This is a genomic window from Ureibacillus yapensis (assembly GCF_003515775.1).
Classification (GTDB): Bacteria; Bacillota; Bacilli; order Bacillales_A; family Planococcaceae; genus Ureibacillus; species Ureibacillus yapensis.
This window is the reverse complement of record NZ_QWEI01000001.1, coordinates 621,786-645,577: the sequence shown is the minus strand read 5'-3', so window position 1 is coordinate 645,577 and position 23,792 is coordinate 621,786. Positions and strand designations below refer to the sequence as shown.

Here is a 23,792-nt window from a genome sequence, read left to right as displayed (position 1 = left end):
ACCGTACATAAAGGAAAGAGGGAACCCAAAGCCTTAAAGGGACCCGGGCTGGCTTGTGCTTGTCAATGTTTTCTATGCTTGATAATAGTTCATAACTTTTTGTACATAGTTCTTTGTTTCTCTGAATGGAGGAATGCCGCCGTATTTTGATACATTTCCGGGCCCGGCATTATAAGCAGCTAAAGCCAATTCAATGTTTTGATCGAATTTTTCAAGCATTTGGCTTAAATATTTTGTACCGCCCATTATATTTTGTGCCGGATCGGTTGAATCCATTACACCAAGGTACCTTGCAGTTCCTGGCATTAGCTGCATCAACCCTGTTGCACCGGCGGAACTGACGGCACCTGCGTTATAGTTGGATTCTTGTTTAATCACGGCAGCGATTAACTTTTCGGGAACTCCAAATTTTGAAGAAGCCTGTTGTATAATTTCATGATATGCATTTGCTCCTTCCAATACATTCTCGAAACCGGCTGTATTTAAATAATCTTTATTTAAAGGTTGTACCGCATTTTGCTGGTCATTTTGCAATAAAGCATTGTAGCCCGATACATTGCCAAGTTGTGGATTGTAGTATAAATCACGGTTTGCCAAATCGGTATCCGAAAAGTTTGAATAAAACCCGAGCAAGTTTTCTGCTTCTGTTAAGGAGGAGGTAGTTGAACTCGTCATTTCCTCCAGTATTTGCGTAAAGATGGAATCTCCGCCTGTTAGTGGCTGAGTGCCGGAAGTTGAATTGCCAATGGTGCCGATTGCCTGTAATTCCATCAATGTTTTCATGGAAGATAGATTCATTACAATCAACCTTTCTCTGATTTTAGTGCTTTCATAAAACGAGCTATTTTTTTATCGGCAATTTGCGTCGGAATTTTATTTTCTTTTAAAAATTGATCAAAAATTTCTTTACCGGTGTGTTCTTCGTTTGTTTCATATTCTACCTCATAATCATCCTGGTTCAAATAAAAAGAGTGGTCCAATACCAAAGTGCCGCCTTTATAAGGCAATTCAACGCGATCGGTTGTCAATGATCCAAAAACGGAAAGCTTCTCGATAGGGACCTCAAGCTTCATCAATTTTTCTTTCACTGTGTTTGCCAAAAACGCTTCTCCTGACAGCATTAGCTGTGCCTGTTCTTCTGTTAACACATCCGTTGTTTCCAAATGGGTATGATCCGCCGTTTTTTCCTTTAATGTGCAGACAATTTTGCTGGAGGTTTCACGGATTCTTAATCCACTCCATAAAGCTTTTAAATGAAATTCCGGCGTATCAAAATAATGATTCGTTTGCCGAACTATCATTTCATCTTTCACATCAAATTTTCTTAACAGCAATTCATACTGTTCTTTCGTCAAACTATTTTTAAATTCAATCTCGATTTCCTGTGGCATGGTTTTTTCCTTTCTGGGTGTTGCGCTTTTCCCATCATGTATTTTTCTACAATCTTTTTCTCTTAATCAAATACGCCTTGGCGTATTTGAGCCTAGATTTTATCGAGCTTGCTCGATAAACTTCCTTTGAAAATCTGTGGCATCCGCCGGAGGCTCAACTTCATTCAGTGGATACTTATACTGTAATGCTTTACTTTTCCATTCATCTAACCTCTGATAGAAGTAGCTTTCAGACATAGAAGTTTGTGACTGCCGCTGACGCTATCGTCACATTAAGACATATGCTGAATGAAGTTGAACTATATGTTAAAATAGACAGAGAAAAAGAGCGGAAGGGAAGTTTACATAATGCGCAACATCTATACTATTGAAAATTGGCAATTTGTACATAATGAATTACATCTAAGTTTAAACGAAAATGAAAACAAAATCCAAATTCAACCTGCAGGAAAAGTCATCACGGACTCTGATCAATTGGCTTTGATTTATTTGGTGGAAGAAAATGAAGAATATAGTTATATTCAATTTCCACAAAACACTTGGTCCTCGATAGTGGAAGGTTTGAAGTCTGAAAAAAATCCAACCCTCGTTTTAGGGGATCAACACATCGAGTTGGTGGAATTCAACGAAGAATTAACCATGCTGCTTTTTAACATCGAAGGAAACGATAACTATGGAAAAGAATTCGTCGAAGCAATCGAAACAGCATTCGCTGAAATATTAAAAGAACAATAAAATTGTAAAATAAGTTGATAGAAAGCGCAGTAGGAGGAGTCTTTCATGGGACCGGGTTTGTGGGGAGTTTTTCTAAGTCCTTATATTCAGGCAGTTGATGAGTTGAAAATAAAATTAAAAGGGATGCGTTCGCAGTTTGGCATAACGGGCTCAACCTCGCCAATTGAATTTGTTACAGGCCGTGTAAAGCCTTTAGCAAGTATCTATGATAAAACACTTGAAAAAGGGATTCCTTTTGAACCATCATTGCAACTCGCTGCAGAATTGCAAGACATTGCGGGGTTGCGCATTATGTGCCAATTCGTGGATGATATTGCGACTGTAGTGGAATTGATTCGGCAAAGAGATGATATGAAGGTAATCGAAGAAAAAGATTATATTAGCAACAGTAAACCTAGCGGGTATCGTTCGTATCATATAATCGTTGAATATCCCGTGGAAACTATCAGCGGGAAAATTGAAGTATTGGCTGAAATTCAAATCAGAACGTTGGCGATGAACTTTTGGGCTTCCATTGAGCATTCCTTGAATTATAAATACAAAGGTTTATTCCCGGAGGAAATTAAAAATCGATTGCAGAGCGCGGCTGAAGCAGCTTTTAAATTGGATGAAGAAATGTCGTCCATTCGAAGTGAAATTCAGGAAGCGCAAGTCTATTTTAGTGAAATCAAAGAAGCGGTCAATCCAAATATTCGAACAACTGATGAAAAGGAGCGTGAATAGTTTGAGGTTTTCCATTCAATCACGAAGAGATTCCCAATCAAATGAACTAATGGAGCTCGCTAAAACTTATTTGACCGATTTTGGCCTCATCTTGGATGAAGAAGAACCGGAATTCGTCATTTCGATTGGTGGGGATGGGACTCTGCTGCACGCTTTCCATCGTCACTCCCATCGGTTGGATCAAGTTGCGTTCGTCGGAATTCATACGGGGCATTTAGGGTTTTATGCTGACTGGAAACCTTCTGAACTAGAAAAACTCGTACTGTCGATTGCGAAAAACGAGTTTAACATTGTGGAATACCCTTTGCTTGAAGTAAATGTTCATACGCAAAGCATGGAAACCGCGCGTTATTTGGCGCTTAATGAAGCAACCGTCAAATCTCCGGACGTGACGCTTGTGATGGATATTGAACTGAATGGCACTCCTTTTGAACGGTTCCGCGGAGATGGCCTTTGTATCTCTACGCCTTCAGGCAGTACGGCATATAACAAGGCTTTGGGTGGAGCAATCATCCATCCGAGCATTCCGGCACTTCAGTTGACGGAGATGGCTTCCATTAATAACCGCGTGTTTCGGACAGTAGGGTCGCCGCTCGTATTGCCAGCTCATCATCGGTGTATATTAAGGCCTGTGACAGAACAAAAGTTTACCATGACCATTGATCATAAACATTTGATTCAAAATGATTTAACGTCGATTACATTTAATGTGGCAAGTGAAAAAGTACGATTTGCCCGGTTTCGGCCTTTCCCGTTCTGGGAACGAGTTCACGACTCCTTTGTTGCAAATGAATAAAAGGTGATGTAATGAAAAAACGATTTCAATTGCAATTCCAAGCGGAAGTGGATGGACAGCTTCTCCGCCAGGCCATCCAAAAGCAGGGAATATCCAAAAAGGCGTTAACTTCTATTAAGTACAATGGTGGATACTTGCTTGTGAACGGCGAGGAAAAGACCGTGCGCCATGTCCTGAAAAAAGGGGATGAAATTACGATCCAGTTTCCGCCTGAACAATTCAGTGACGGATTGATTGTCGAGCAAGGAGAGTTAACCATCCTCTATGAGGACGAGGCTTTGTTGATTATTGATAAGCCGCCATTCGTCAATACCATTCCTTCAAGGGAACACCCAAAAGGAAGTATTGCCAATTTTATTTGCGGCTATTTTGAAAAACAGGGAATCGTTTCGACAGTCCATATTGTGACAAGGCTAGACCGCGATACTTCAGGTGTACTTTGTATTGCGAAAAACCGTCATATCCACCATTTAATGGGGCTGCAACAAAAGCAGCACAAAATGAACAAACAGTATGAGGCAATGGTTCATGGACATGTAATCGAAGAGCAGCAGGCAATCATTGCTCCAATTGGCCGCAAAGAAACAAGCATTATCGAACGTGAGGTTCGAGCGGATGGGCAATATTCCCATACGGATGTAAAAGTGTTAAAAAGAGGGTATACACAGAATGGGGAACCCATTAGCCATGTAAGACTTCAGCTTCATACGGGAAGAACGCATCAAATAAGAGTGCATATGGCCCATATTGGCCACCCGCTTGTCGGAGATGAGTTATATGGAGGGAGCAGGGTGCTTCTGAATCGCCAGGCACTTCACTGTGTGTCGCTCGAAATGAATCACCCTCTTACAGAACAAAAGCTGCAATTTACGAGTGAACCGCTTGAGGATATGAAGGGTTTGTTGATTGGCAAGGGAGATGTTCGATATTGAGCGAACATCTTTTATTTTTTGACTAGAATATTAGAAATCTTTGTCAAGATGGAAAAATGGCTTTACCTTAAAACAAAATCCGCCTATTATTACTTTGAGAGGAGGGGACAAGCATGGTAGAACAACAAAATAATAAAAATGAAGAGCTATTCAATGAAGAAGAATTGCGTCAATATTTGCTTGATGGAGACATTGAACGATTCCGCGATATTTTCTTCGAGCTTCATTCATACGATCAGGCCCAATTTTATGAGAAGGTTGGCCCCGACATACGGCAAACCATCTATCAATTCTTGTCTCCTCAAGAAATGGCGACAATTTATGAAACCATTGAATTAGAAGATGAAGAGTACGAGCAGTTTTTAAAAGAAATGGATACGGCTTATGGAGCGGAAATGCTTTCATATATGTATACCGATGATGCCGTTGACGTTTTAAATGAATTGGATGATGAACACCGTGAAAGCTATCTGGAAATGATGGATAGCGATATCGTAGATGAAATCAATGAGCTTTTGGCTTATGAAGAGTATACTGCCGGGGCCATCATGACAACGGAATATGTGTCCGTTCTTGAAAATTCAACCGTTCGGCAAGCGATGAACGTGCTGCGCAAAGAAGCGCCAAATGCCGAAACCATTTATTATGTGTTCGTCGTGGATGATGCGCACCGTTTAAGCGGCGTTATTTCTTTAAGAGATTTAATTATTTCGGATGAGGATACATTGATTCGCGACATTATGAACGAACGTGTCGTTCATGTAAAGGTTACAGATGATCAAGAGGAAGTTGCCCAGATCATGAAAGATTATAATTTCCTGGCGATTCCGGTAGTTGATGAATATCATGAAATGCAAGGGATTATTACCGTGGATGATATTATTGACGTTATTGATGAGGAAGCATCCGATGACTATTCGAAATTAGCAGGTCTTTCCGATGTGGATGATAAAGAAACAAGTCCCATCAAGGCTGCCAAAAAACGTTTGCCATGGCTGATTATGCTGCTGTTTTTAGGAATGATTACAGCAACGCTGATGGGCCAGTTTCAAGAGACGTTGGAAAAAGTCGCGTTGCTCGCATTGTTTATTCCTCTAATTTCCGGTACTTCCGGAAATAGTGGAACTCAGGCGTTGGCGGTAGCCATTCGCGGAATTGCAACGGGCGATATCGACGAAAAAAGCAAAATGAAAATGCTGCTTCGAGAAGTATTGACAGGCTTAACGATGGGAATTATTTGCGGCATACTTGTCGTTGTGATTATTTTCTTCTGGAAGCAATCACTGGAAGTGGGGTTGCTGGTCGGCGCGGCAATGGGTGTTTCGATTCTTGTCGCTACAATCGCCGGGTCTTTTATCCCGCTGCTTATTCATAAATTGGGGGCAGATCCAGCGGTGGCTTCCGGTCCATTTATTACAACATTAAATGATGTAACGAGTATTTTAATCTATTTAGGATTAGCGACGACATTCCTGGGGCAGCTAAATTAAGTTAGAAATTTCAACTGTGCTTTTTGCAAGATGGAGCTTACGGGGTTCTCCACTTTTTAATCAAGATTCACGTAAAATTTCATTTTGCATATTTATATGTAAAAAGGGATGTGTAAAATGGAAGAACCGCTGTTATTTATTTCAAGCCCACCATTTTATTTTACGGAAGTTGAGAAAACGGAAATCCCGTTTATAGAGGAAAGCACGTCTGTTTTTGTTCCAAATCGTTCTGACCGAATCGTTGATGGATTAATCGCCAGACAACTACACTTTTTTTCACAGCCGACAAATCAATTTAGAACCTTGATTTTTCATTTAACGAATGGCGAAAAAGTAATCGGCAGGTTACAGGGAGTGGAAGGAACAAACGTCCACATCCAATCCATCGATCAAAAGATTGTTATAAACGCCAATGACATTGAAACGATTACTTTAAAGAATGATTAATAAATGACAAACAAAGGATGATTCTAATTAAGGGGATCATCCTTTGTTATGTGCCGATTAGTATTTTATATATCTACGGAAAAAAGAAGAAGACCCAAACGGCCGCGCAATTGGCGGCAGTCTGGGTCCAGATTTCTTAGTGATGGTGAATGTTTAAGTCTACATCTGCAATACATTGAATCGCAGTGAAGTCATTTAAGTCTACTGTTACGCAAGTTTCTGTTCTTCTGAATCGTTTGATTTCCCCGAATGCGATTGGATCCAGCATTTGCGTTCCTTCTAGGAATACTGTGTCTGCTTCTTCTTCATCTACTTCTTCAGCGGCACCTGTTTCAAAATTATATGCAACTGCTCGCAATGTAGCACAGCAATCACCAAATACATCTTCTACACGGAAGAATGGAGTAGCTTGCCAAGTAGATCTTTTTCTAGCCAGTACAGTAAATGGTTTCCCGTGCTTATCTAATAGCATAAACACACGAGTATCCGCGTGGCCATGTTTGGATAGTCCGCCAATCGGTTCAACGAAACAACTCGTTCCGCATTTGTCGTCATGTCTGACTGCATGATTTTGTAATTTTAAAATTGTTTTTACTACTTCACAAATACACCCTTCATCATGAATGAAATCTTCTCTAGATGAGCTTTCTAAATCTTTTCTTCCACAACCCATTTTGTTTCACCCCTCTTAATTTTAGTTCAATCTACAATATGTCATTTCCCCGATGAAAACCGGGCTTTTGTACTGATGGACAGAAAATCATTCCAGCTTTTTTAAAAAAATTCCGTTAGAAATATGTTCCGCTTCCAAGCAAAAAAAACACTGTCGCTTCACTTTCGCGCAAAAAACATGTGTACCTGCCGCTTCGCTTTCGGTACAGTCAAAACATGGTGCTGCTGTCGCTTCGCTTTCGCGCAAAAAAAGATGTGTACCTGCCGCTTCGTTTTCAGTACAGCCAAAACATGGTTCTGCTGTCGCTTTGCTTTCGCGCAAAAAAACATGTGCTTCCTGAAATGAAACATATTGAATAGATTGAAAATCAGAAGTCCATAATGAATAGAAAAGGGGGTTGAATCTTGAAAAAATTCATCATATTTTTTTTCGTCCCATTTTTTTTGATTGGATGCTCTAATGAACAAATCGTGAAAGTGTCCAATAATGCAGCAGATGGAGAAAAAAGAGAAGAGATTGAAAATTTAATACGTGACACTAAAGAAGTGTATACGGGCACAGCCATTTTAGCGGGGGATGAATTACTGGTGGCCATTCAAGTGAATCCTTGGCTTGGCTACAAAGAGCAAAAGGTAGAAAAAAAATTGCAGAAAGAAATAAAAGAAAAGTATCCGGATTTACATGTTCTTGTCTCATCGGATTATAAAATGCATTGGGAGTCTCAAAAGCTTCTTAATGAAAAGGACTCCAAAAAATTAAAAGATGAAGTGAAAAAATTGAAAGACTTAGCTAAGGAGGAAACTTAAATGGATCCACAAGAATACCAGCAACTAGAGCAACAAATCACGCCTCCTACTCCTTATGTAAAAAATGTGCTAAAAGCATTTTTAGTTGGGGGACTCATCTGTACGATTGGACAAGCGATTATGTATTTATACATTATTTTTTTTGATTTTACAGATAAAACAGCAGGAAATGCAACAACAGCGACAATGGTATTTATCGCTGCGGTACTGACGGGGCTAGGCATATACCGAAAACTTGGCGCATTTGCAGGAGCTGGAAGCGCGGTGCCTGTAACGGGATTCAGCAATGCCGTTGTTTCCGCAGCCATTGAAGGCAGAACAGAAGGAATGGTTTTGGGTGTTGGAGGGAATATCTTTAAATTGGCAGGATCGGTCATTTTATTTGGAGTAGGTTCGGCTTTTTTTGTCGCTCTTATTAAACTGATTTTGGTAACGGCGGGCGTGGTGAAATGGTAATTTTATTCACATCCAAACCTTCCATTATTGCTTGTGGTGTTGCCGCTGGTCCTCTTGAACAACGCAGCGTATTTTATTCCTATTTTGACTCGGTCGCTGAAGATGAAAGATGGGGGCAAAAATCAAATGAGCAGGGACATTCAAAAATGATCCAGGAAGCGTGCGATATAGTCATGGAAAAGGCGAAAATTAAAAATCTGGATGTTGATTTCTTTTTAAGTGGTGACCTTGTGAACCAAATGACGCCAACAAACTTTGCTGCGCGGGAACTTGCCATTTCCTTTATCGGGCTTTTCTCTGCTTGCGCCACATCGGTTTCTTCCGTGATTGTTGCCAGTCTTCTAACAGAACTAGGGGCATCCCAATATGCCATTGCAGGAGCGGCTAGCCAGCATAACGCCATTGAACGTCAATTTCGTTACCCGATTAACTACGGTTTCCAAAAACCGGCAACAGCACAGTGGACAGTGACGGCCGCAGGATATGCCCTTATTGGCAAGCATGATCCAAATTTACCGTCAATAGTGGCTGGAACAGTGGGGAAAGTTGTCGATTATGGAGAAGTAAACCCGCTTCATATGGGCGGTGCAATGGCGCCTGCAGCGTATGATACCATTACATCCCATCTAAAGAAACGCCACCAAAAGATAACCGATTATGATTTGATCATGACAGGAGATCTGGGGAAAATCGGTCTGAAAATATTGAAAGCGATGTTTGCCCAAAGCGGCGAAAAACAAGAAGACTTGGAGATTTTCCGTGATGCCGGCGGAGAATTCTATGGTGAAGATGAAAAATTCCAAGCGGGGGCAAGCGGTGCAGGGTGTTCCGCTTCCGTATTCTTCAGCTATATTGAACAGCAGTTGAAAACAGGACGCTTTAAAAGAGTGCTGCTCGTTGCAACAGGCGCACTTCTCTCGCCGCTTTCTTACCAGCAAGGAGAAACAATTCCTTGTACAGCGCATGCAATCGAAATTACAATGGAATGAGGCAAAAAAATGCTTTTTTTTAACTTCTTAATTGCTTTTATGGTTGGTGGAATTATTTGTGTAATAGGTCAGTTATTAATGGATGTCGGGAAATTAACCCCCGGTCATACCTTGGTGACCCTGGTAGTTGCCGGATCTATCTTGGATGGACTGGGTTTGTATGATCCTTTAATAGATTTTGCAGGTGCAGGTGCAACCATTCCTATTACTTCTTTCGGCAACGCCCTAACGCATGGTGCGATGGCAGAAGCAGAAAAGCATGGATGGGTCGGTGTATTAACCGGAATGTTTGAAGTCACAAGTTCAGGGATAAGTGCCGCCATTGTGTTCGGCTTTCTTGCCGCTTTAATTTTTAAACCAAAAGGAAAAGTAGACTAGACGAATACCCCTCTTTCACTTTGTATGCCCACATACTATACAAAGTAGAAAGGAGGGGATTTTTTATGTGGAATTGCGGCCAAGTAAGCCCTGCCTATGATTACTGTGCACCATCTTATACGATGCCTGCATATGATATGTGTGAAGACCATGGTGGACACAAAGGTTCTTACTTTGTATTGATTGTGGTGCTGTTTATTTTATTAATTATTGTAGGAAAGTGTTATCTATAAGGGGGGAAAACAATGCAAAACCCTTTTTTCAGACAAATCGAAAATAAAACCGGCGTAAGTATGGATGAAATCTTCGCTTTAGCAAATGCAATTCAACATGCGGATTTTACCAACGAAAAGCAAGTACGCAAAATCATAAAACGCGTCAGCAAAATCGCAAATAAACCCGTATCTTCAGAGTTGGAAGATCAAATCGTAAAATCCATTATGCAAGACGGAAAATCACTCGACTTAGGAAAAATCCAAAAAATGCTGGGGTAATCTAGAAAAGCGCAAGCACCCCGGTAGCCATCGACAGTTATTTTTTGCGCGAAAGCGAAGCGACAGATATAAGCGCTGGCCGACAACAACGCCACGTCCTGTGGCAGATGTTTTTTGTACCGAAAGCGGCAGCGACAGGTACATTGTCGGCACTTGCACATCCATGTGCGGCGGAAGGCCCTCGGTCGAAAGCATCTTCTCCGCTTTCGACCGAGGGCAGATTTTTTTTGCGCGAAAGCGTAGCGACAGCAGCAGACCGCGACTCGAGGGGCTGGGCGCTGGAGCTGGACAATAATGAAAAGCGGAGAACGCTGTCTAGCTCCGACAACAACTGGAGAAAGCCACTTCGAGGACGCTCTTTGTCCTCTAAGAGGCTTTTGAAGTTGTCGAGGAGCTGGCGTTCGGAGCTGGACAACAAGAAAAGCGCAATTAGATTAATCAGCGCTATCCAAAACGGCATCCGTTTTAGGAGCGGCGTGATGACTCCTATGGTTGAGCGAACCAATAGAAAAGCAGCCGCTGGTCGGCTGCTTTTCATTGTTAAAGTTCTTTTTCCATTGCACGGTGTGGTATGCCGGCATCAAGAAATTCAGGGGATGTTACTTTATAATCCAGTTTTTCATAAAATGGAACCGCATAGCTTTGCGCATTTAGTTTCAACTTTTTAAAATCATGGTTCTTGGCATAGTGTTCGATTTCTTTCATAATGAGCAAGCCCAGTCTTTTTCCCCTGTACTCTTTTAAGACGCATACCCTTTCCACTTTTCCGATTTTTGGCTCCATTTCGCGCAGTCTTGCTGCTGCGATGGTTTTGTCCTCGTCCTTTACAATAAAGTGGGTGGCGGAAGCATCATGTTCATCCAGTTCTAAATGCTCGGGAACACCCTGTTCCTCAACGAAGACCTTTTTCCGAACGGCATATGCCAAGGAAAGCTCTTGTTCATTTTCAACGATTTTTACTAGCAAATTCTATTCAGCTCCAGTTAAACGATAAGTTTCATATGTCGTCCAAGATCCATCTTCGAGTTGATATACTAAATGAATGCGATCGATGGATTCTTGCTCATTTACCCCGATCATACGTAATTGGCCAAAGATATCGTCATGTTCTGTCGCTGTTAAATCTTGGGCAATTGTAATATGTGGAGTAAAGACATGTTTTGGTTTTCCGATATTCAAGGCATTTTGCAAATCTTGATGTATGTTTTGCAGTTGATTTGTTGGTTCAATTTTAAAATAAATGACATTCGTAGTTGGGTAGAACGAACTTACCTTAGATGCGTGAATCATTAAAGGTGCATATTTTTGTGCAATCGAAGCAATGGTTTGGGAGATATCTTGAATATCCGACTCGTCTGCTTCAAAAGCTTCTTTAAGGGTAATATGCGGAGTAATCTTTGAATAATGTGAATCGTAACGCTTGCGATAAGTATTGGCTAAATCTTGAAAACGTTTTGATGGAAATGCAACAATACCATATTTCATCGTTCCTGCCCCCTAAAATTCGTTATACATCCACATTATAACAGATATCGAATGCTGAGACATTTCTCTCGTGTTAAATTAACTGAAATTTTCAATTAAAGCTCTTCTAAGGTCGGGTTTCCAATATTTCCACGAATGGTTGCCATCAAATTCTTCGTAAAACGTTTTAAATCCCTTGGACACGATTAATTCATGAAGAGCACGGTTGGGTGAAAGAAAATCTTTTATTTTTTTGTCGGTCGTTAAAACCTCATCTTCTCCCGTACCGATAATATGGTAAATGGAAAGTGCAGTTTTAGCCGGTGAATTTTCAACCGATTTTAACACATAATCATCTACATAAGGGGATTGTAAAATCGCTTTGCCAAAAATGTTTGGATATTTTAATGCTGCAAGCAATGAAACAGTGGCTGCCATCGAATCTCCAATAACGCCCCTTGTCGACCCCATTTGGAAAGTGGAGAATTCCTCATCCAGGTAAGGAACCAGCTCATGCGCAAGAAAACGCAAGTACGCGTCATGCAGCTTTCCTGTCGGGATATATTTTTGACGGCGGTCTTCTACGCTCTTATAAGGAATTCCAACAATAATTATGTTCTCAATTTCATAATTGTCCAATAATTCATCCGCCAACCGGGTGATGCCACCTAGTTGAAAGTAATCTTTTCCATCTGATGCAATTAAAATGTTATATTTATTTAATGGAGTATAGTTTGCTGGTATATAGATTAATAATTCTTCTTCTTCCTCCAGCGAGTGGCTGTAAAATGAAACTTCCTTGATCGTTCCCTGATTCATGATGGAGTTCTCCTCTCTAAGTCTAAAAGAAATAAAACTCTTTAAAGTTTAGACAATGTCCAGCTACAGCGCCTTAGCCCGTTCTGAGGTCGCGGTCTGCTGCTGTCGCTTCGCTTTCGCGCAAAAAACATCTGTACCTGCCGCTTCGCTTTCGGTACAAAAAACATTTGTCGATGGCTAAGCGGGGCGCTTGCGCTTTACTTGGATGTCCAGCTCCGAACGCCAGCTCCTCGACAACTTCAAAAGTCCCTTACAGGACAAAGAGCGTCCTAGAAGTGGCTTTCTCCAGTTGTTGGGGCTCACAGGATGTGAGTCATGTCGACGGTGCAACACGATGTTGCGTTATCGTCGACTCGGAGCTAAACGGCGTTCTCCGCTTTTCTATATTACCGAAATTGTATCATATCCCATTATTTGCGTGTACTATGTAGTACGAATAGATTTTCTATGGCAGAAGGTTTAAACATTCTATTGAAAGAGGTCGATAAAATGGATAGTAAAAAGCGTATATCATCTGAAACAGTAACAAAAGCTACCAAAGAAGCATTAAAAAGACGTGGAGTGAAAATTGAAGATATTGCTGACATTGTTTATGAAATGCAATTGCCCTATAATGAAGGCCTAACTTTTGAGCACTGCTTGAATTCGGTTGAACGGGTATTGCGAAAACGGGAAGTGCAGCATTCTGTTTTGGTTGGAATCGAACTGGATGAGCTTGCAGAAAAGAAAATGCTTTCGGAACCGCTGCAATCGATTATCGAAGCAGATGAAGGGTTGTTCGGCGTTGATGAAACATTGGCTTTGGGCTCGGTTATGGCATATGGAAGCATTGCCTTAACAACCTATGGGCATCTGGATAAAAATAAAGTAGGAATCATCAAAAAGTTGGATACCAAAATTGGGGAGAACGTTCATACTTTCCTGGATGATCTCGTTGGAAGCATCGCGGCCAGCGCGGCTTCCAGAATTGCCCACCGTATGCGCGACTTGGAAGAAGAAGGCGAAACATTTGCAGATGTTCCGCCGTCGGACCTGGGTCCATCCGATAATTAAATGTTGCACATTAAGGCTGATGGCAACGAAATCATAAATTCACACTAACTAACTTGGAAGGAATATTTATGAAAGCATCCGATATAAAATCTTTAATCACAAGTGGAACCATTATTTTAGCTGTTATTTTATATTTACTGTTTAGATAGCCGGCAGTATAGTTGAAAGGAAATTCGCATTACATGTTTAAAAAGATTCTCCCCTTATTATGCTTAACCTTATTTTTAGGGGCTTGCAATATAAATGAAAACCTGCCAATAGAAGAGCATTTTGCCAGAAATGGAATAGCCGATACAGAAATTGGCGGTACGCATGATGTTACTTCTTTTGAAGAATATCCCCTCGTCAATGTAATAGATGGCGATACAATCAAAATCAAATATAACGGTTCCAATGAATCAGTCCGTTTCTTATTGGTAGACACACCTGAAACGAACCATGAAACGCTTGGTGAACAACCATATGGGCAAGAAGCCAAAGCCTTTACGAAAGCCTTATTGGAAGGACAGGAAACTGTTTACTTGGAATTTGATGTTTCTTATCGGGATAAGTACAAACGTTTGTTGGCCTATGTGTATACCGCAGACGGAAAAAGTGTACAAGAAGAATTGCTGAAAAATGGTTTGGCACGAGTGGCCTACATCTATGAACCCAATACAAAACATGTTGACTGGTTCGAAGCTGTGCAAAAACAAGCAAGAAAACAGGAAATCGGTATTTGGTCAGTTGAAAATTATGCAACGGCTAGAGGATACGATAAAAAAGTGTTTGAGGAAAAGCAAACAGAAGAAAATCATAACTCTAAATCCTCATGCACGATTAAAGGAAATATTAATTCCAGGGGCAAGAAAATTTACCACTCACCTGGACAGCAAAATTACGAATCTACAAATCCTGAAGAACTCTTCTGCTCTGCAAAAGAGGCGGAGGCTGCAGGATATAAAGCTGCTCCAAATTAACGAAAACTCGCAGGTAACGAATCAAACCGTTACTGGCGAGTTTTTTTATGATCTTTTTGTTAATCAGAAAAAGTATAGTACAGATAGACGGCAAGTTGTACTTTCAAATAATCTTCATAGTGGTTAAAGTCCAAATCCAATATTTCCTCGATTTTTTTAATGCGGTGGTAAAGCGTATTCGTATGAATATGCAGCTGCTTGGCAGTAGCAGTCATGGAACGGTTATTTTTTATGTACACAAAAAGGGTATGCAGAAGTTCTTCTTTGTTCTCCCGATTGGTCCATAAAATTGAAAATGTCTCTTGCAAAAAAGCATCGATTTCTTCAAGTGAATGGTTTAAAAAAAGAGTACTGATTCCAATATCCCTATAATTGAGAAGACCTTGTTTCTTTTGTTTTTTCAAATGAAGCAGGGCTTTTTCCGCTTTTAGCTGATTTTCCTCTGCTTGCCCGGGATAGTAATAACCTGTGCAATATCCTGCTCTGGCTACTACTGGAAACTCCTCGTTCCAACGATTGATGATCTTCTCGATGATTTTGAACATGGATGTTTTTCCCCCGGCCTCTTGGGCGGAAGAAAAATAAAGAACTTTGTTATGATAGCTAAAAAGAAGGCTATTTTCCAAAGGGATTTGCTCTTTTAACTGAGTTAAAAGAAGCAATGCGCTATTTTCAAGAGAACGCAAATCGACATTCCCATCCAATTCAATGATGGCTGATTGCAAGAAAGGATGATGCTGTAAACCTAATTCTTTGGCGGCAATTTCAGCCAGCTGGGGATTTTTGATTTTTAAGAAATTTTGGTAGTTCTCATACGTTTTTTTATACAAAATTTCAGTCTGCGATCGAAGCTTCATTATTTCCAGAGATAAAATGGGAGCTCCTTGTTCGATAATGAGCAAATCGAGCTGCGACAAAGGAGAACTTCCTTCTACAATCAGGCAGCCCAGAAATACAGAACCGGACCTGATGGGGTAAATATAGCATTCTATTTGAACCGTATCGCAGATGGATACGTAGCTTGGCTCGGTTTTGTTGGCAAAAATCAGAAAAATATCATCCAGACTTTTATCATAATATTTTATCTGCGCGGGCACGCAATTCCCCTCCAGATAATCTGCATAAACAAGTTTTCTCTCCATAAGACGATCCATCTCAAGGATAATCCCCTTTAATCCTTTGTTGTTATGAATTGATAATTCTGTTAAGTGACGGTGGATCTCATTTTGTTTTCCTAATAATGCGTTTGTTTCCTTGAGTTTTTGCGATAGGCTTGTTACATCATCAAGGCTCTTCTGCACTTCGGTATGAAGCTGGGCATTATGAAGGGCAATCGCAGCCTGGGATGCGAAACTCTCCAACAGCAGGAAATCCGTTTCATTTAGCCCTTCTTCTACATCAAAGCAATGAAAAGTCATTACGCCTATCCGTTTTGTTCCAAAAGAAACCGGCACGGATAAGAGGGATTTGATATTCTCGTTATTAGGATGCGCCTGATCGATAATGGTAAAATTCTCTTCACTTAAATCACTCATTCGGTCATAGATTTCTTCTCTTTTTGTAATGAGTTTTAGACGTCCATCCCTGAAAACTTTTCCTGTAATGGATTGCCCGACGCTTACTTTAAAGTCGCGGATGAGATCATTGAATCCCACATAAGACTTAACAATAAGTTTATCCAAAGATGCATCGTACATTTGAATATGTCCCGCTTCCGCAGTCTCTACAATTTTTAAGGCAAAATGCATAATCTTTTTCAAAACTTCATCCAATTCGAGGGTGGAATTGATTGCCCGAAAGCTTTCCATTAAATTCATCACATGATATTGGGTCTTCTGATTTTCTGCATTAAATTGGTCAAGAAGCGTTTCTTTCCTTTCCATATTTCCTCCTCTTCTGTTGAATCCAACAATTATAATCTATTAACATTGTGTATTTACACATTGACTGACATTTCTGAAATTATATACTATTTAATAAATAATAGGAAGTGTAAACGCTTCCTGCTTGAAAGGTGATTGATGTTTACAAAAAATCACTTTTTACAAGAAATCTAGTTTTTGATTGGTATAGGAGGAGAACGCCATTATGCAAAAAATCCAAGAGAATAATAAAAAAAGACATATCATTCTGGCATTGCTATTTTTAGGTTGGTGTTTATCTTATCTTGACAGGATGGCCATGAATGTCGGAATTGTGGAAATAGCAAAGGATTTTAATCTGAGTCCTTCTGTGATGGGGGTCGTGCTCAGCAGTTTCTTTGCCGGCTATGCGCTAATGCAGCTGCCTGGCGGTTGGCTTGCCGATAAATTCGGATCGCGAAAGGTAATCGCAATCGCTATTCTTTTTTGGTCCATCTTTACGATTTTGACGGGGATGGCTTGGTCCCTTATGACAATGATTATGGTTCGTTTTATGTTTGGGCTTGGAGAAGGAGCGTATCCAGCAGCAAGCTCCAAAGCAATATCCGATGTGTTTCCGAAGAAGGAACGGACAAGCGCGCAAACAATCATGATGTCATCGAATTCACTGGGAGGAGTAATTGCTCCTTTAATTGCAACGCCTTTGCTTGTATGGATTGGATGGCAACACCTTTTCATTTCCATTGGAATCTTGGGATTCTTTGTCGCTGCTCTACTTTGGTATTATTTAAGTCCCAAGAATATGCAGCCAAGCTTTGAAGAAGAAGAAGAAACAGGTGAAAAAGTTACATTTAAAGATGTATTGAAGCTTCGTCTCAGCTGGCAGTTGGCGGTTATGTGGTTTGGCGTAAGTACGGTTGTGTGGGGACTAATTTCATGGATGCCTCCATATCTTGTAGATGTAAGGGGTCTCGATTTGATGTCGATGGGTATGCTGACATCCATTCCAGCATTTGCCGGGGCAATCGGTGTATTGCTTGGCGGACAGCTCATTAAGTCGCGTTTAGCCGGAAAAGAGAAGTATCTTGCAATCGTTAGTTTTATTATCATGATTGTCTCTCTATATCTGTTGTTCAACGCACCTAGCGTTGGATTGGTAATTGTTTATCAGTCGATCTGTATGTTTTTCCATGGTCCGCTTGTAGCGATTATTTTTAGTCTTCCGCATAAGGTTTTCCCGAAGAATGTCATTGGGTCAACATTTGGGATGATCAATCTAGGCGGAATGATCGGGGCATTCCTCGCGCCAATGGTTATGGGCTATTTAATCGAAATATTTAATGGAGTCTACGCTTCTGCATTCATGTATATTATTGCATGTGCGATTTTGGGAATTATTGCGGCAGCGGGGTTGAAGCCAAAAAACAAACATGTTCAAACAACGGTCCATGAGGTAGAGACTCAAAATTAAATAGTTATGGCAAATTGTATGCTATTTCCACGATTACCATAGTGAAAAGGGGATTTGAAATGCTAGTCGATGAATTAATAAAAAAATTGGATGAAAAAAAGGAACACATAATAGAGATTCGCCGTTATTTGCATGCACACCCGGAGCTTTCTTTTCAGGAAGAAGAGACGGCAAAGTATATTAGCGATTTCTATAAAAATGTACCGGTCGATTCGGTTGAAACGAATTTTGGCGGCGAACGTGGTGTGGTTGTAACGATTAAAGGTTCCAAGCCGGGAAAAACGATTGCGATTCGTGCCGATTTCGACGCCTTGCCGATCAAGGAGGAAACGGGACTGCCCTTCGCTTCGAAAAATGAAGGCGTTATGCATGCTTGTGGCCATGATGGCCATACAGCATACATGTTGGTTTTGGCAGAAACTTTGGCGGAATATAAAAATGAGTTAAAAGGGACAATCCGAATCATCCACCAGCCTGCGGAAGAGGCTCCGCCAGGCGGGGCAATCGGGATGATTAAAGCAGGTGTCCTTGATGATGTGGATGCCATCATCGGCATTCATGTGATGAGCAATATGAAAACAGGCCATATTTTTTACAGAAGCGGGAATACCCAAACAGGGAGATCCTACTTTAAATTGGTCGTTCAAGGAAGCGGCGGGCATGGATCCTCCCCTCATTTGGCAAATGATGCAATCGTTGCCGCAAGTTCATTTGTGATGAATATACAAACCATCGTGAGCCGCCGAATCAACCCATTTGATATGGCCTCGGTTACCATCGGGAATTTTGACGGAAAAGGGACCTTTAATGTGATTAAAGATGCAGTTACGATTGAAGGGGATGTTCGTACAATGTCCCCGGAAACGCGGGAAATCGTGGAATCCGAAGTACGCACTTTTACGGAAGGATTGGAAAAATCCTATAAAGTGAATTGTAATCTTGAATACAAAAACGACTATCCTGTCCTGTACAATGATCCCGAAGTGACGGAACAGGTACTGCAAGCACTGGAGCAAGCACCTATTCCGGAAGTGGAGGCAATATTGGAAACTCCTCCGCAGCCGCCTTCGGAAGATTTTGCTTACTATCTAGAGAAAGTACCTGGCTGCTTTTTCTATGTAGGTGCACAGCCTGAGTCCGGGGAGGCCTATCCTCATCATCATCCTAAATTTGATATTAATGAAAAAAGCCTGATCATCTGCGCCAAAGCAATGGCTGCTGTTGTGGCTTCCTATTGTGATGGCAGCGAAGGTTAAGAGAAATTTTGGGATAGGGTTCATTGGTTGGAGTAAGTAGAACGCAGAAAAAAGACGTGTCCTTAGCGCTAATGTAAGACACGTCTTTTTGCTTTTACAAATTCAATTTTTTATTTTCGAAAAAGTTAAAGTTTAAAAATCACTCTGCTGGTCAAATTCCTGTGGCAATTCTTCTTCCTCTTCTTTTAGGAATAAAAAAGACTCGTCCTCTAATTGATGTACTCTTTCTCCATTTAAGCCAATAGCTAAAGCTCCCGAAAAAATTTTCTCCCACCAAGTATCAGTAGATATCATAGAAAATTGCCTCCTTTTTCTGTCCTTTACCTTCCAAATAGGAGATGTTACTTTCAATTACTTTTCCCTTTCTAGAAGGAATTACACGACAAATTGTAGTAAATTGTACATAATTATTATGGGCAATATAAAACGAATTATGTATGAAGCGAGGGATGAAGGTGGCAAGATATACAGCTCAAGATGTTGAAAACATGATAGAAGAGCAAAAAAATTTTTTTTTAACCGGTCATACAAAAAATATAGAATTCCGAAAAAATCAATTGTTGAAGCTAAAAGATAAAATCAAGGAATATGAAAAAGAACTATTGCATGCGTTAAACCTGGACTTGCGAAAAAGTGAATTTGAAGCGTACTCGAATGAAATCGGCATTGTCCTGGATAGTATAGATTATATGGTGAAACATGTTGAGGAATGGGTAAAACCGTTGCACGTAAAAACACCGATTCATTTTCAGCCTGCCAAGAGTTTTATAGTGAGGGAACCTTATGGCGTTGCATTAATTATAGGGCCGTTCAATTACCCTTTCCAACTCGTAATGGAGCCTTTAATCGGGGCAATCATAGCCGGGAACACGGCCATTGTAAAACCTTCTGAGTCTGCAGTGCATACGGCGGAGGTTACGAAAAAAATATTGGAAGAAACCTTCGATGCTTCTTTTGTGAAAGTAGTTGAAGGAGAGAAAGAAGAAGTAACACATCTGATCCACGCTTCATTCGATACTATTTTCTTTACTGGCAGTGTGGCAGTGGGGAAGATCGTTATGCGCGCGGCTGCTGAAAGGCTAACGCCAATCACTTTGGAGCTTGGCGGAAAAAGCCCTGCAATTGTCGACCAAACCGCCAATCTTTCTGTTGCAGCCAAACGGATTGTATGGGGAAAGTTCAATAATACAGGACAAACTTGCGTGGCACCTGATTATTTATTGGTCCATTCTTCGATTTACGAGAAATTCATTCAACAATTAAAGAAGTCCATTGTCGACTTTTATGGCCAAGATGCACAAAAAAGCGGGGATTACGGCCGTATTATCAACATGCGCCAATTCAATCGGCTTCAACAGTTGCTGCAGGCAGGAAAAGAAAATATAACCTTTGGCGGCCGTTTGGATGCATCGGATCTTTATATAGAGCCTACTTTGCTGGAAAATATCGATTGGGATCATCCAATTATGGAAGATGAAATTTTCGGTCCGATCCTTCCTATTATGAAATACGATAATTTAAAATATGCATTATATAAAATACAAAAGCTACCAAAACCTTTGGCGGCCTATTTCTTTTCGGAACATGAAAAAGCCATTGATATGTTTCTTGAGCAACTGCCGTTTGGCGGAGGGTGCATAAATGATACACTAACACATGTGGCCAATCCGTACTTGCCTTTTGGAGGGGTCGGTCCATCAGGTGTAAATGCATATCATGGGAAAGCAAGTTTCGAAAACTTTACTCATCCCAAATCCATCATGAAACGCTCATCTAAATTTGCAAATAATTTATTATTTCCCCCATATAAGCAAAAAGTAAAACTTGTAAGAACGATGCTGAATTAAAGATGCCGTTAACTAATCTCTTGCTTCTCATCTACCGGGAAAGGAAGAAATGCAGGCTTTTTTGGAAGATTTCTTGATTACTTCCAGCCTGGAGATAGTTGGAAAATACATACTTATTTCATGCAATCATAAAATTTTTGAATAACTTATCGAAAAGACTGTCGATATTTAGCGAATTTTGATATCATTATATTATTTAATCTTGGAGGGCTTTCTCATGAAGATGATTTTTGATGAAAAAAGTACAGTGGATTTATTGCGCCAACTCGTAAACATTCCAAGTCCTTCAGGTTATACAAATCAGATTATGGAGTTTATCGGAGCGTATTTACATAACTTGGGCATTGCCTATAAAAAAACACATAAAGGTGCCATTATTGCCAAAGTGGACGGCCAGAATGGCAGCGCGCATCGCCTTTTAACCGCACACACGGATACTTTGGGCGCAATGGTGAAAGAAATCAAGGCGAGCGGCCGTTTAAAATTATCAATGATTGGCGGGTTTAAGTGGAATGCAGTAGAAGGGGAGTATTGCACGATTCATACGGCAGATGGCCAAAAAATTCGAGGCACCATTTTACTTCATGAAACCACGGTTCATGTTTATAACCAGCCAGATACGATCAAAAGAGACGAAAACCATATTGAAGTCCGGATTGATGAAAAATGTTCGAGTGCACAAGATGTTCGAAATATCGGGATAGAAGTAGGCGATTTTGTATCCTTTGATCCACGTTTTGAAGCAACGGACTCCGGTTTTATCAAGTCCAGACATCTAGATGATAAAGCCAGCACCGCCTTACTCTTGCAAATGCTCAAAACCATTAAAGAGAACAACATTGCATTACCAAATACCACACATTTCTATATTTCAAACAATGAAGAAATCGGCTATGGCGGCAACTCCAATATCCCCGAAGAGGTAGTGGAGTATATTGCTGTGGATATGGGGGCAATTGGAGATGGGCAAAACTCGGATGAGTTTACCGTTTCAATTTGTGCGAAAGATTCTAGTGGTCCGTATCATTACAATTTAACAAGACACCTTGTGAAGCTGGCAAAACAGTATGGGATTGATTATAAACTTGATATCTATCCAAACTATAGTTCAGATGTTTCTGCAGCCATTCGGGCAGGTTTTGATGTGAAACATGCATTATTCGGTCCAGGAATTGAGGCTTCACATGCTTATGAACGTACGCATGTAGATTCACTAAATGCGACAGCACAGTTGTTATACGCTTATGTAACGTCAAGTATGGATTCGGAGGAATAATGATGTATACAGAAGAATTATTAAGTGTCATTCCATTAAAACAAATTATTGGTCAAATACCTAATACCATAAAAGATATATCGATTGATTCTAGAAGTGTTCAACCAAAAAGCTTGTTTATCTGCATTAAAGGAGAAACAGTAGATGGGCATGACTTTGCGCAGCAAGCGGTAGATGCAGGGGCGACAGTCATTGTGGCAGATCGCGAGCTTTCATTGGAAGGGGAAGCGGCACAGGTGATTGTGAAAGATACAGACCGCGTGTTGGGTCTTCTTGCCTCGAAATTTTTCGATTATCCGTCCAATGACTTGATGATGATTGGTGTCACAGGCACCAACGGTAAAACGAGTGTATCGGGTATTATCCATCATATGCTTGTAGGGTTTGGAGAGAGATCCGCTCTTTCCGGAACAATCGGATTTGAGCTGAATGGTGTTTTATATGAAACGGCCAATACAACAAATGATGTATTAAGTACGCAGCAAATGATATTCCGCGCCAAAATGGAAGGCTGCAGAGCGATGGTGATGGAAGTTTCGTCCCATGGATTGGCGTTAGGAAGACTGGCTGGCGTTGATTATGATGTAGCAGTGTTCACGAACCTGACGCATGACCATCTTGATTTCCATGGCACGATGGAGGAGTACGGACATGCCAAAGGCTTATTATTCTCTCAATTGGGACAAGATTTTACTAAGCCGAAATTTGTCGTATTAAATGCGGACGATCCATGGTCTGAGAAGTATGAAAAAATGACTTCCTATCCTGTTTGGTCGTACGGACTAAAAAATGATGCAGTTTTCCGGGCAGAAAATTGCAACTATGAAAACGGGATTACCACTTTCGACATGATAACACCGGAAGGCATCTTCCCGGTATCCATGCATTTGCTGGGTGAATTCAACGTATACAATGTGCTCGCAGCAACGGCCGTATTTTATGCCAGAGGATTTTCAATGGAAGACATAATCGAACAAATTGAAGATTTGGCGCCGGTACGAGGGCGAATGGAAAAAGTCAATACGGACCTGCCCCTGCAAATCTTTATTGATTACGCACATACGCCTGATGCGATTGAAAAAGCGATTAACGCAGCTTTGCCGTACAAAAAGCCTGAGAATAAATTAATCTTTTTAATCGGTACAGGCGGCAACCGGGATAAATCAAAACGTCCCGCGATGGCTGAAAAAGCATCGCGCGCCGACTATGTGATCCTTACGACAGATGACCCGCGTTTTGAGGAATATGATAGCATTACAGGCGACCTGGAAAAAGGAATGCTTCATGAAAACTATGCATGCATCGGTGACCGTGCTGAAGCGGTTCGCCACGCGATTTCCATAGCGAATCCTGGAGATATTATTGTCTTTGCAGGAAAAGGGCATGAAGATTATCAAATTATCGGAAACACAAAGTATCCGCACAGCGATGCGGAAATTGCCATCGAAGCAGGACGCTTGAAATTTGTTTAATAT

At 40.8% G+C, this 23,792-nt stretch carries 28 protein-coding genes; 19 read left to right on the top strand and 9 right to left on the bottom strand.

What is annotated here, in order from left to right:
- Positions 1–72: 72 nt before the first annotated feature.
- Positions 73–798, bottom strand: a complete 726-nt coding sequence (locus D1B33_RS18805) for a lytic transglycosylase domain-containing protein (RefSeq protein ID WP_325049404.1) — start codon at positions 796–798, stop codon at positions 73–75.
- A 5-nt stretch (positions 799–803) separates the two neighbouring features.
- Positions 804–1,391 (bottom strand): CYTH domain-containing protein, encoded by a 588-nt coding sequence (locus tag D1B33_RS03120; protein ID WP_118874868.1) that lies wholly within the window; start codon positions 1,389–1,391, stop codon positions 804–806.
- Positions 1,392–1,739: 348 nt separating this feature from the next.
- On the opposite strand from D1B33_RS03120, the gene D1B33_RS03115 reads away from it, so the two are divergent.
- The 6 genes from D1B33_RS03115 to D1B33_RS03090 all read left to right on the top strand — a co-directional run bounded on the left by D1B33_RS03115 (position 1,740) and on the right by D1B33_RS03090 (position 6,514).
- The gene (locus tag D1B33_RS03115) at positions 1,740–2,126 is read left to right on the top strand and encodes a UPF0738 family protein (RefSeq protein WP_118874867.1); all 387 of its coding nucleotides are present in this window, start codon (positions 1,740–1,742) and stop codon (positions 2,124–2,126) included.
- 45 nt (positions 2,127–2,171) lie between these two features.
- A complete protein-coding gene (yjbM, locus tag D1B33_RS03110; protein ID WP_118874866.1) occupies positions 2,172–2,849 on the top strand; it encodes a GTP diphosphokinase in 678 nt (225 codons plus the stop codon).
- A gap of 1 nt (position 2,850) precedes the next feature.
- Entirely contained in the window at positions 2,851–3,645 is a 795-nt protein-coding gene (locus D1B33_RS03105) for an NAD kinase (protein ID WP_233549363.1), read from the top strand.
- An 11-nt stretch (positions 3,646–3,656) separates the two neighbouring features.
- Complete coding sequence (locus D1B33_RS03100) at positions 3,657–4,577, top strand: RluA family pseudouridine synthase (protein WP_118874864.1); 921 nt, start codon at positions 3,657–3,659, stop codon at positions 4,575–4,577.
- 113 nt (positions 4,578–4,690) lie between these two features.
- On the top strand, positions 4,691–6,067 hold the full coding sequence (mgtE, locus tag D1B33_RS03095) for a magnesium transporter (protein WP_118874863.1): 1,377 nt from the start codon (positions 4,691–4,693) through the stop codon (positions 6,065–6,067).
- Positions 6,068–6,184: 117 nt separating this feature from the next.
- Complete coding sequence (locus D1B33_RS03090; protein WP_118874862.1) at positions 6,185–6,514, top strand: 4-diphosphocytidyl-2C-methyl-D-erythritol kinase; 330 nt, start codon at positions 6,185–6,187, stop codon at positions 6,512–6,514.
- Between the two features lie 136 nt (positions 6,515–6,650).
- Here D1B33_RS03090 and D1B33_RS03085 read toward each other — a convergent pair whose 3' ends face one another.
- Both D1B33_RS03085 and D1B33_RS03080 read right to left on the bottom strand, forming a co-directional pair.
- Complete coding sequence (locus tag D1B33_RS03085; RefSeq protein ID WP_118874861.1) at positions 6,651–7,187, bottom strand: CotY/CotZ family spore coat protein; 537 nt, start codon at positions 7,185–7,187, stop codon at positions 6,651–6,653.
- A gap of 87 nt (positions 7,188–7,274) precedes the next feature.
- Complete coding sequence (locus D1B33_RS03080) at positions 7,275–7,508, bottom strand: hypothetical protein (protein WP_118874860.1); 234 nt, start codon at positions 7,506–7,508, stop codon at positions 7,275–7,277.
- Positions 7,509–7,591: 83 nt separating this feature from the next.
- Here D1B33_RS03080 and D1B33_RS03075 point away from each other — a divergent pair, with 83 nt between their 5' ends.
- From D1B33_RS03075 to D1B33_RS03050, 6 genes are all read left to right on the top strand, one after another.
- A complete protein-coding gene (locus D1B33_RS03075; protein ID WP_158582904.1) occupies positions 7,592–7,993 on the top strand; it encodes a YhcN/YlaJ family sporulation lipoprotein in 402 nt (133 codons plus the stop codon).
- A complete protein-coding gene (gene spoVAC, locus D1B33_RS03070; protein WP_118874858.1) occupies positions 7,994–8,449 on the top strand; it encodes a stage V sporulation protein AC in 456 nt (151 codons plus the stop codon).
- Positions 8,443–9,438 (top strand): stage V sporulation protein AD, encoded by a 996-nt coding sequence (locus D1B33_RS03065; protein WP_118874857.1) that lies wholly within the window; start codon positions 8,443–8,445, stop codon positions 9,436–9,438. The genes spoVAC and D1B33_RS03065 overlap by 7 nt, the downstream gene beginning before the upstream one ends.
- A gap of 9 nt (positions 9,439–9,447) precedes the next feature.
- Positions 9,448–9,816: a stage V sporulation protein AE gene (spoVAE, locus tag D1B33_RS03060; RefSeq protein ID WP_118874856.1), complete on the top strand. Its 369-nt coding sequence runs from the start codon at positions 9,448–9,450 to the stop codon at positions 9,814–9,816.
- 65 nt (positions 9,817–9,881) lie between these two features.
- Positions 9,882–10,049: a YjcZ family sporulation protein gene (locus D1B33_RS03055; RefSeq protein ID WP_325049403.1), complete on the top strand. Its 168-nt coding sequence runs from the start codon at positions 9,882–9,884 to the stop codon at positions 10,047–10,049.
- Positions 10,050–10,061: 12 nt separating this feature from the next.
- Positions 10,062–10,310 (top strand): stage VI sporulation protein F, encoded by a 249-nt coding sequence (locus tag D1B33_RS03050; RefSeq protein ID WP_118874855.1) that lies wholly within the window; start codon positions 10,062–10,064, stop codon positions 10,308–10,310.
- Positions 10,311–10,850: 540 nt separating this feature from the next.
- On the opposite strand, the gene D1B33_RS03040 is transcribed toward D1B33_RS03050, so the two are convergent.
- The 3 genes from D1B33_RS03040 to D1B33_RS03030 all read right to left on the bottom strand — a co-directional run bounded on the left by D1B33_RS03040 (position 10,851) and on the right by D1B33_RS03030 (position 12,593).
- Positions 10,851–11,276, bottom strand: a complete 426-nt coding sequence (locus D1B33_RS03040; RefSeq protein WP_118874853.1) for a GNAT family N-acetyltransferase — start codon at positions 11,274–11,276, stop codon at positions 10,851–10,853.
- A 3-nt stretch (positions 11,277–11,279) separates the two neighbouring features.
- The gene (locus D1B33_RS03035; RefSeq protein WP_118874852.1) at positions 11,280–11,795 is read right to left on the bottom strand and encodes a YjcG family protein; all 516 of its coding nucleotides are present in this window, start codon (positions 11,793–11,795) and stop codon (positions 11,280–11,282) included.
- A 78-nt stretch (positions 11,796–11,873) separates the two neighbouring features.
- Positions 11,874–12,593: an alpha/beta hydrolase gene (locus D1B33_RS03030; RefSeq protein WP_118874851.1), complete on the bottom strand. Its 720-nt coding sequence runs from the start codon at positions 12,591–12,593 to the stop codon at positions 11,874–11,876.
- 489 nt (positions 12,594–13,082) lie between these two features.
- On the opposite strand from D1B33_RS03030, the gene D1B33_RS03025 reads away from it, so the two are divergent.
- Complete coding sequence (locus D1B33_RS03025; RefSeq protein ID WP_118874850.1) at positions 13,083–13,646, top strand: phosphatidylglycerophosphatase A family protein; 564 nt, start codon at positions 13,083–13,085, stop codon at positions 13,644–13,646.
- A 182-nt stretch (positions 13,647–13,828) separates the two neighbouring features.
- A complete protein-coding gene (locus tag D1B33_RS03015; protein ID WP_118874849.1) occupies positions 13,829–14,605 on the top strand; it encodes a thermonuclease family protein in 777 nt (258 codons plus the stop codon).
- A gap of 59 nt (positions 14,606–14,664) precedes the next feature.
- On the opposite strand, the gene D1B33_RS03010 is transcribed toward D1B33_RS03015, so the two are convergent.
- Entirely contained in the window at positions 14,665–16,488 is a 1,824-nt protein-coding gene (locus D1B33_RS03010; protein ID WP_118874848.1) for a helix-turn-helix domain-containing protein, read from the bottom strand.
- Positions 16,489–16,693: 205 nt separating this feature from the next.
- On the opposite strand from D1B33_RS03010, the gene D1B33_RS03005 reads away from it, so the two are divergent.
- Complete coding sequence (locus D1B33_RS03005; protein WP_118874847.1) at positions 16,694–17,938, top strand: MFS transporter; 1,245 nt, start codon at positions 16,694–16,696, stop codon at positions 17,936–17,938.
- 59 nt (positions 17,939–17,997) lie between these two features.
- Positions 17,998–19,194, top strand: coding sequence for a M20 family metallopeptidase (locus D1B33_RS03000; RefSeq protein ID WP_118874846.1), 1,197 nt, complete (start codon positions 17,998–18,000; stop codon positions 19,192–19,194).
- Positions 19,195–19,326: 132 nt separating this feature from the next.
- Here the strand turns inward: D1B33_RS03000 and D1B33_RS18540 are convergent, their stop codons facing one another.
- The gene (locus D1B33_RS18540) at positions 19,327–19,488 is read right to left on the bottom strand and encodes a hypothetical protein (protein ID WP_199677338.1); all 162 of its coding nucleotides are present in this window, start codon (positions 19,486–19,488) and stop codon (positions 19,327–19,329) included.
- A gap of 155 nt (positions 19,489–19,643) precedes the next feature.
- Here D1B33_RS18540 and D1B33_RS02995 point away from each other — a divergent pair, with 155 nt between their 5' ends.
- The 3 genes from D1B33_RS02995 to D1B33_RS02985 all read left to right on the top strand — a co-directional run bounded on the left by D1B33_RS02995 (position 19,644) and on the right by D1B33_RS02985 (position 23,789).
- Positions 19,644–21,041 carry an aldehyde dehydrogenase gene (locus D1B33_RS02995; RefSeq protein ID WP_118874845.1) on the top strand — a complete coding sequence of 466 codons (1,398 nt, stop codon included), beginning with the start codon at positions 19,644–19,646 and terminating at the stop codon, positions 21,039–21,041.
- Between the two features lie 223 nt (positions 21,042–21,264).
- Positions 21,265–22,317, top strand: coding sequence for a M42 family metallopeptidase (locus D1B33_RS02990; RefSeq protein WP_407656701.1), 1,053 nt, complete (start codon positions 21,265–21,267; stop codon positions 22,315–22,317).
- Positions 22,318–22,319: 2 nt separating this feature from the next.
- Entirely contained in the window at positions 22,320–23,789 is a 1,470-nt protein-coding gene (locus tag D1B33_RS02985) for a UDP-N-acetylmuramoyl-L-alanyl-D-glutamate--2,6-diaminopimelate ligase (protein ID WP_118874843.1), read from the top strand.
- Positions 23,790–23,792 lie beyond the last annotated feature (3 nt).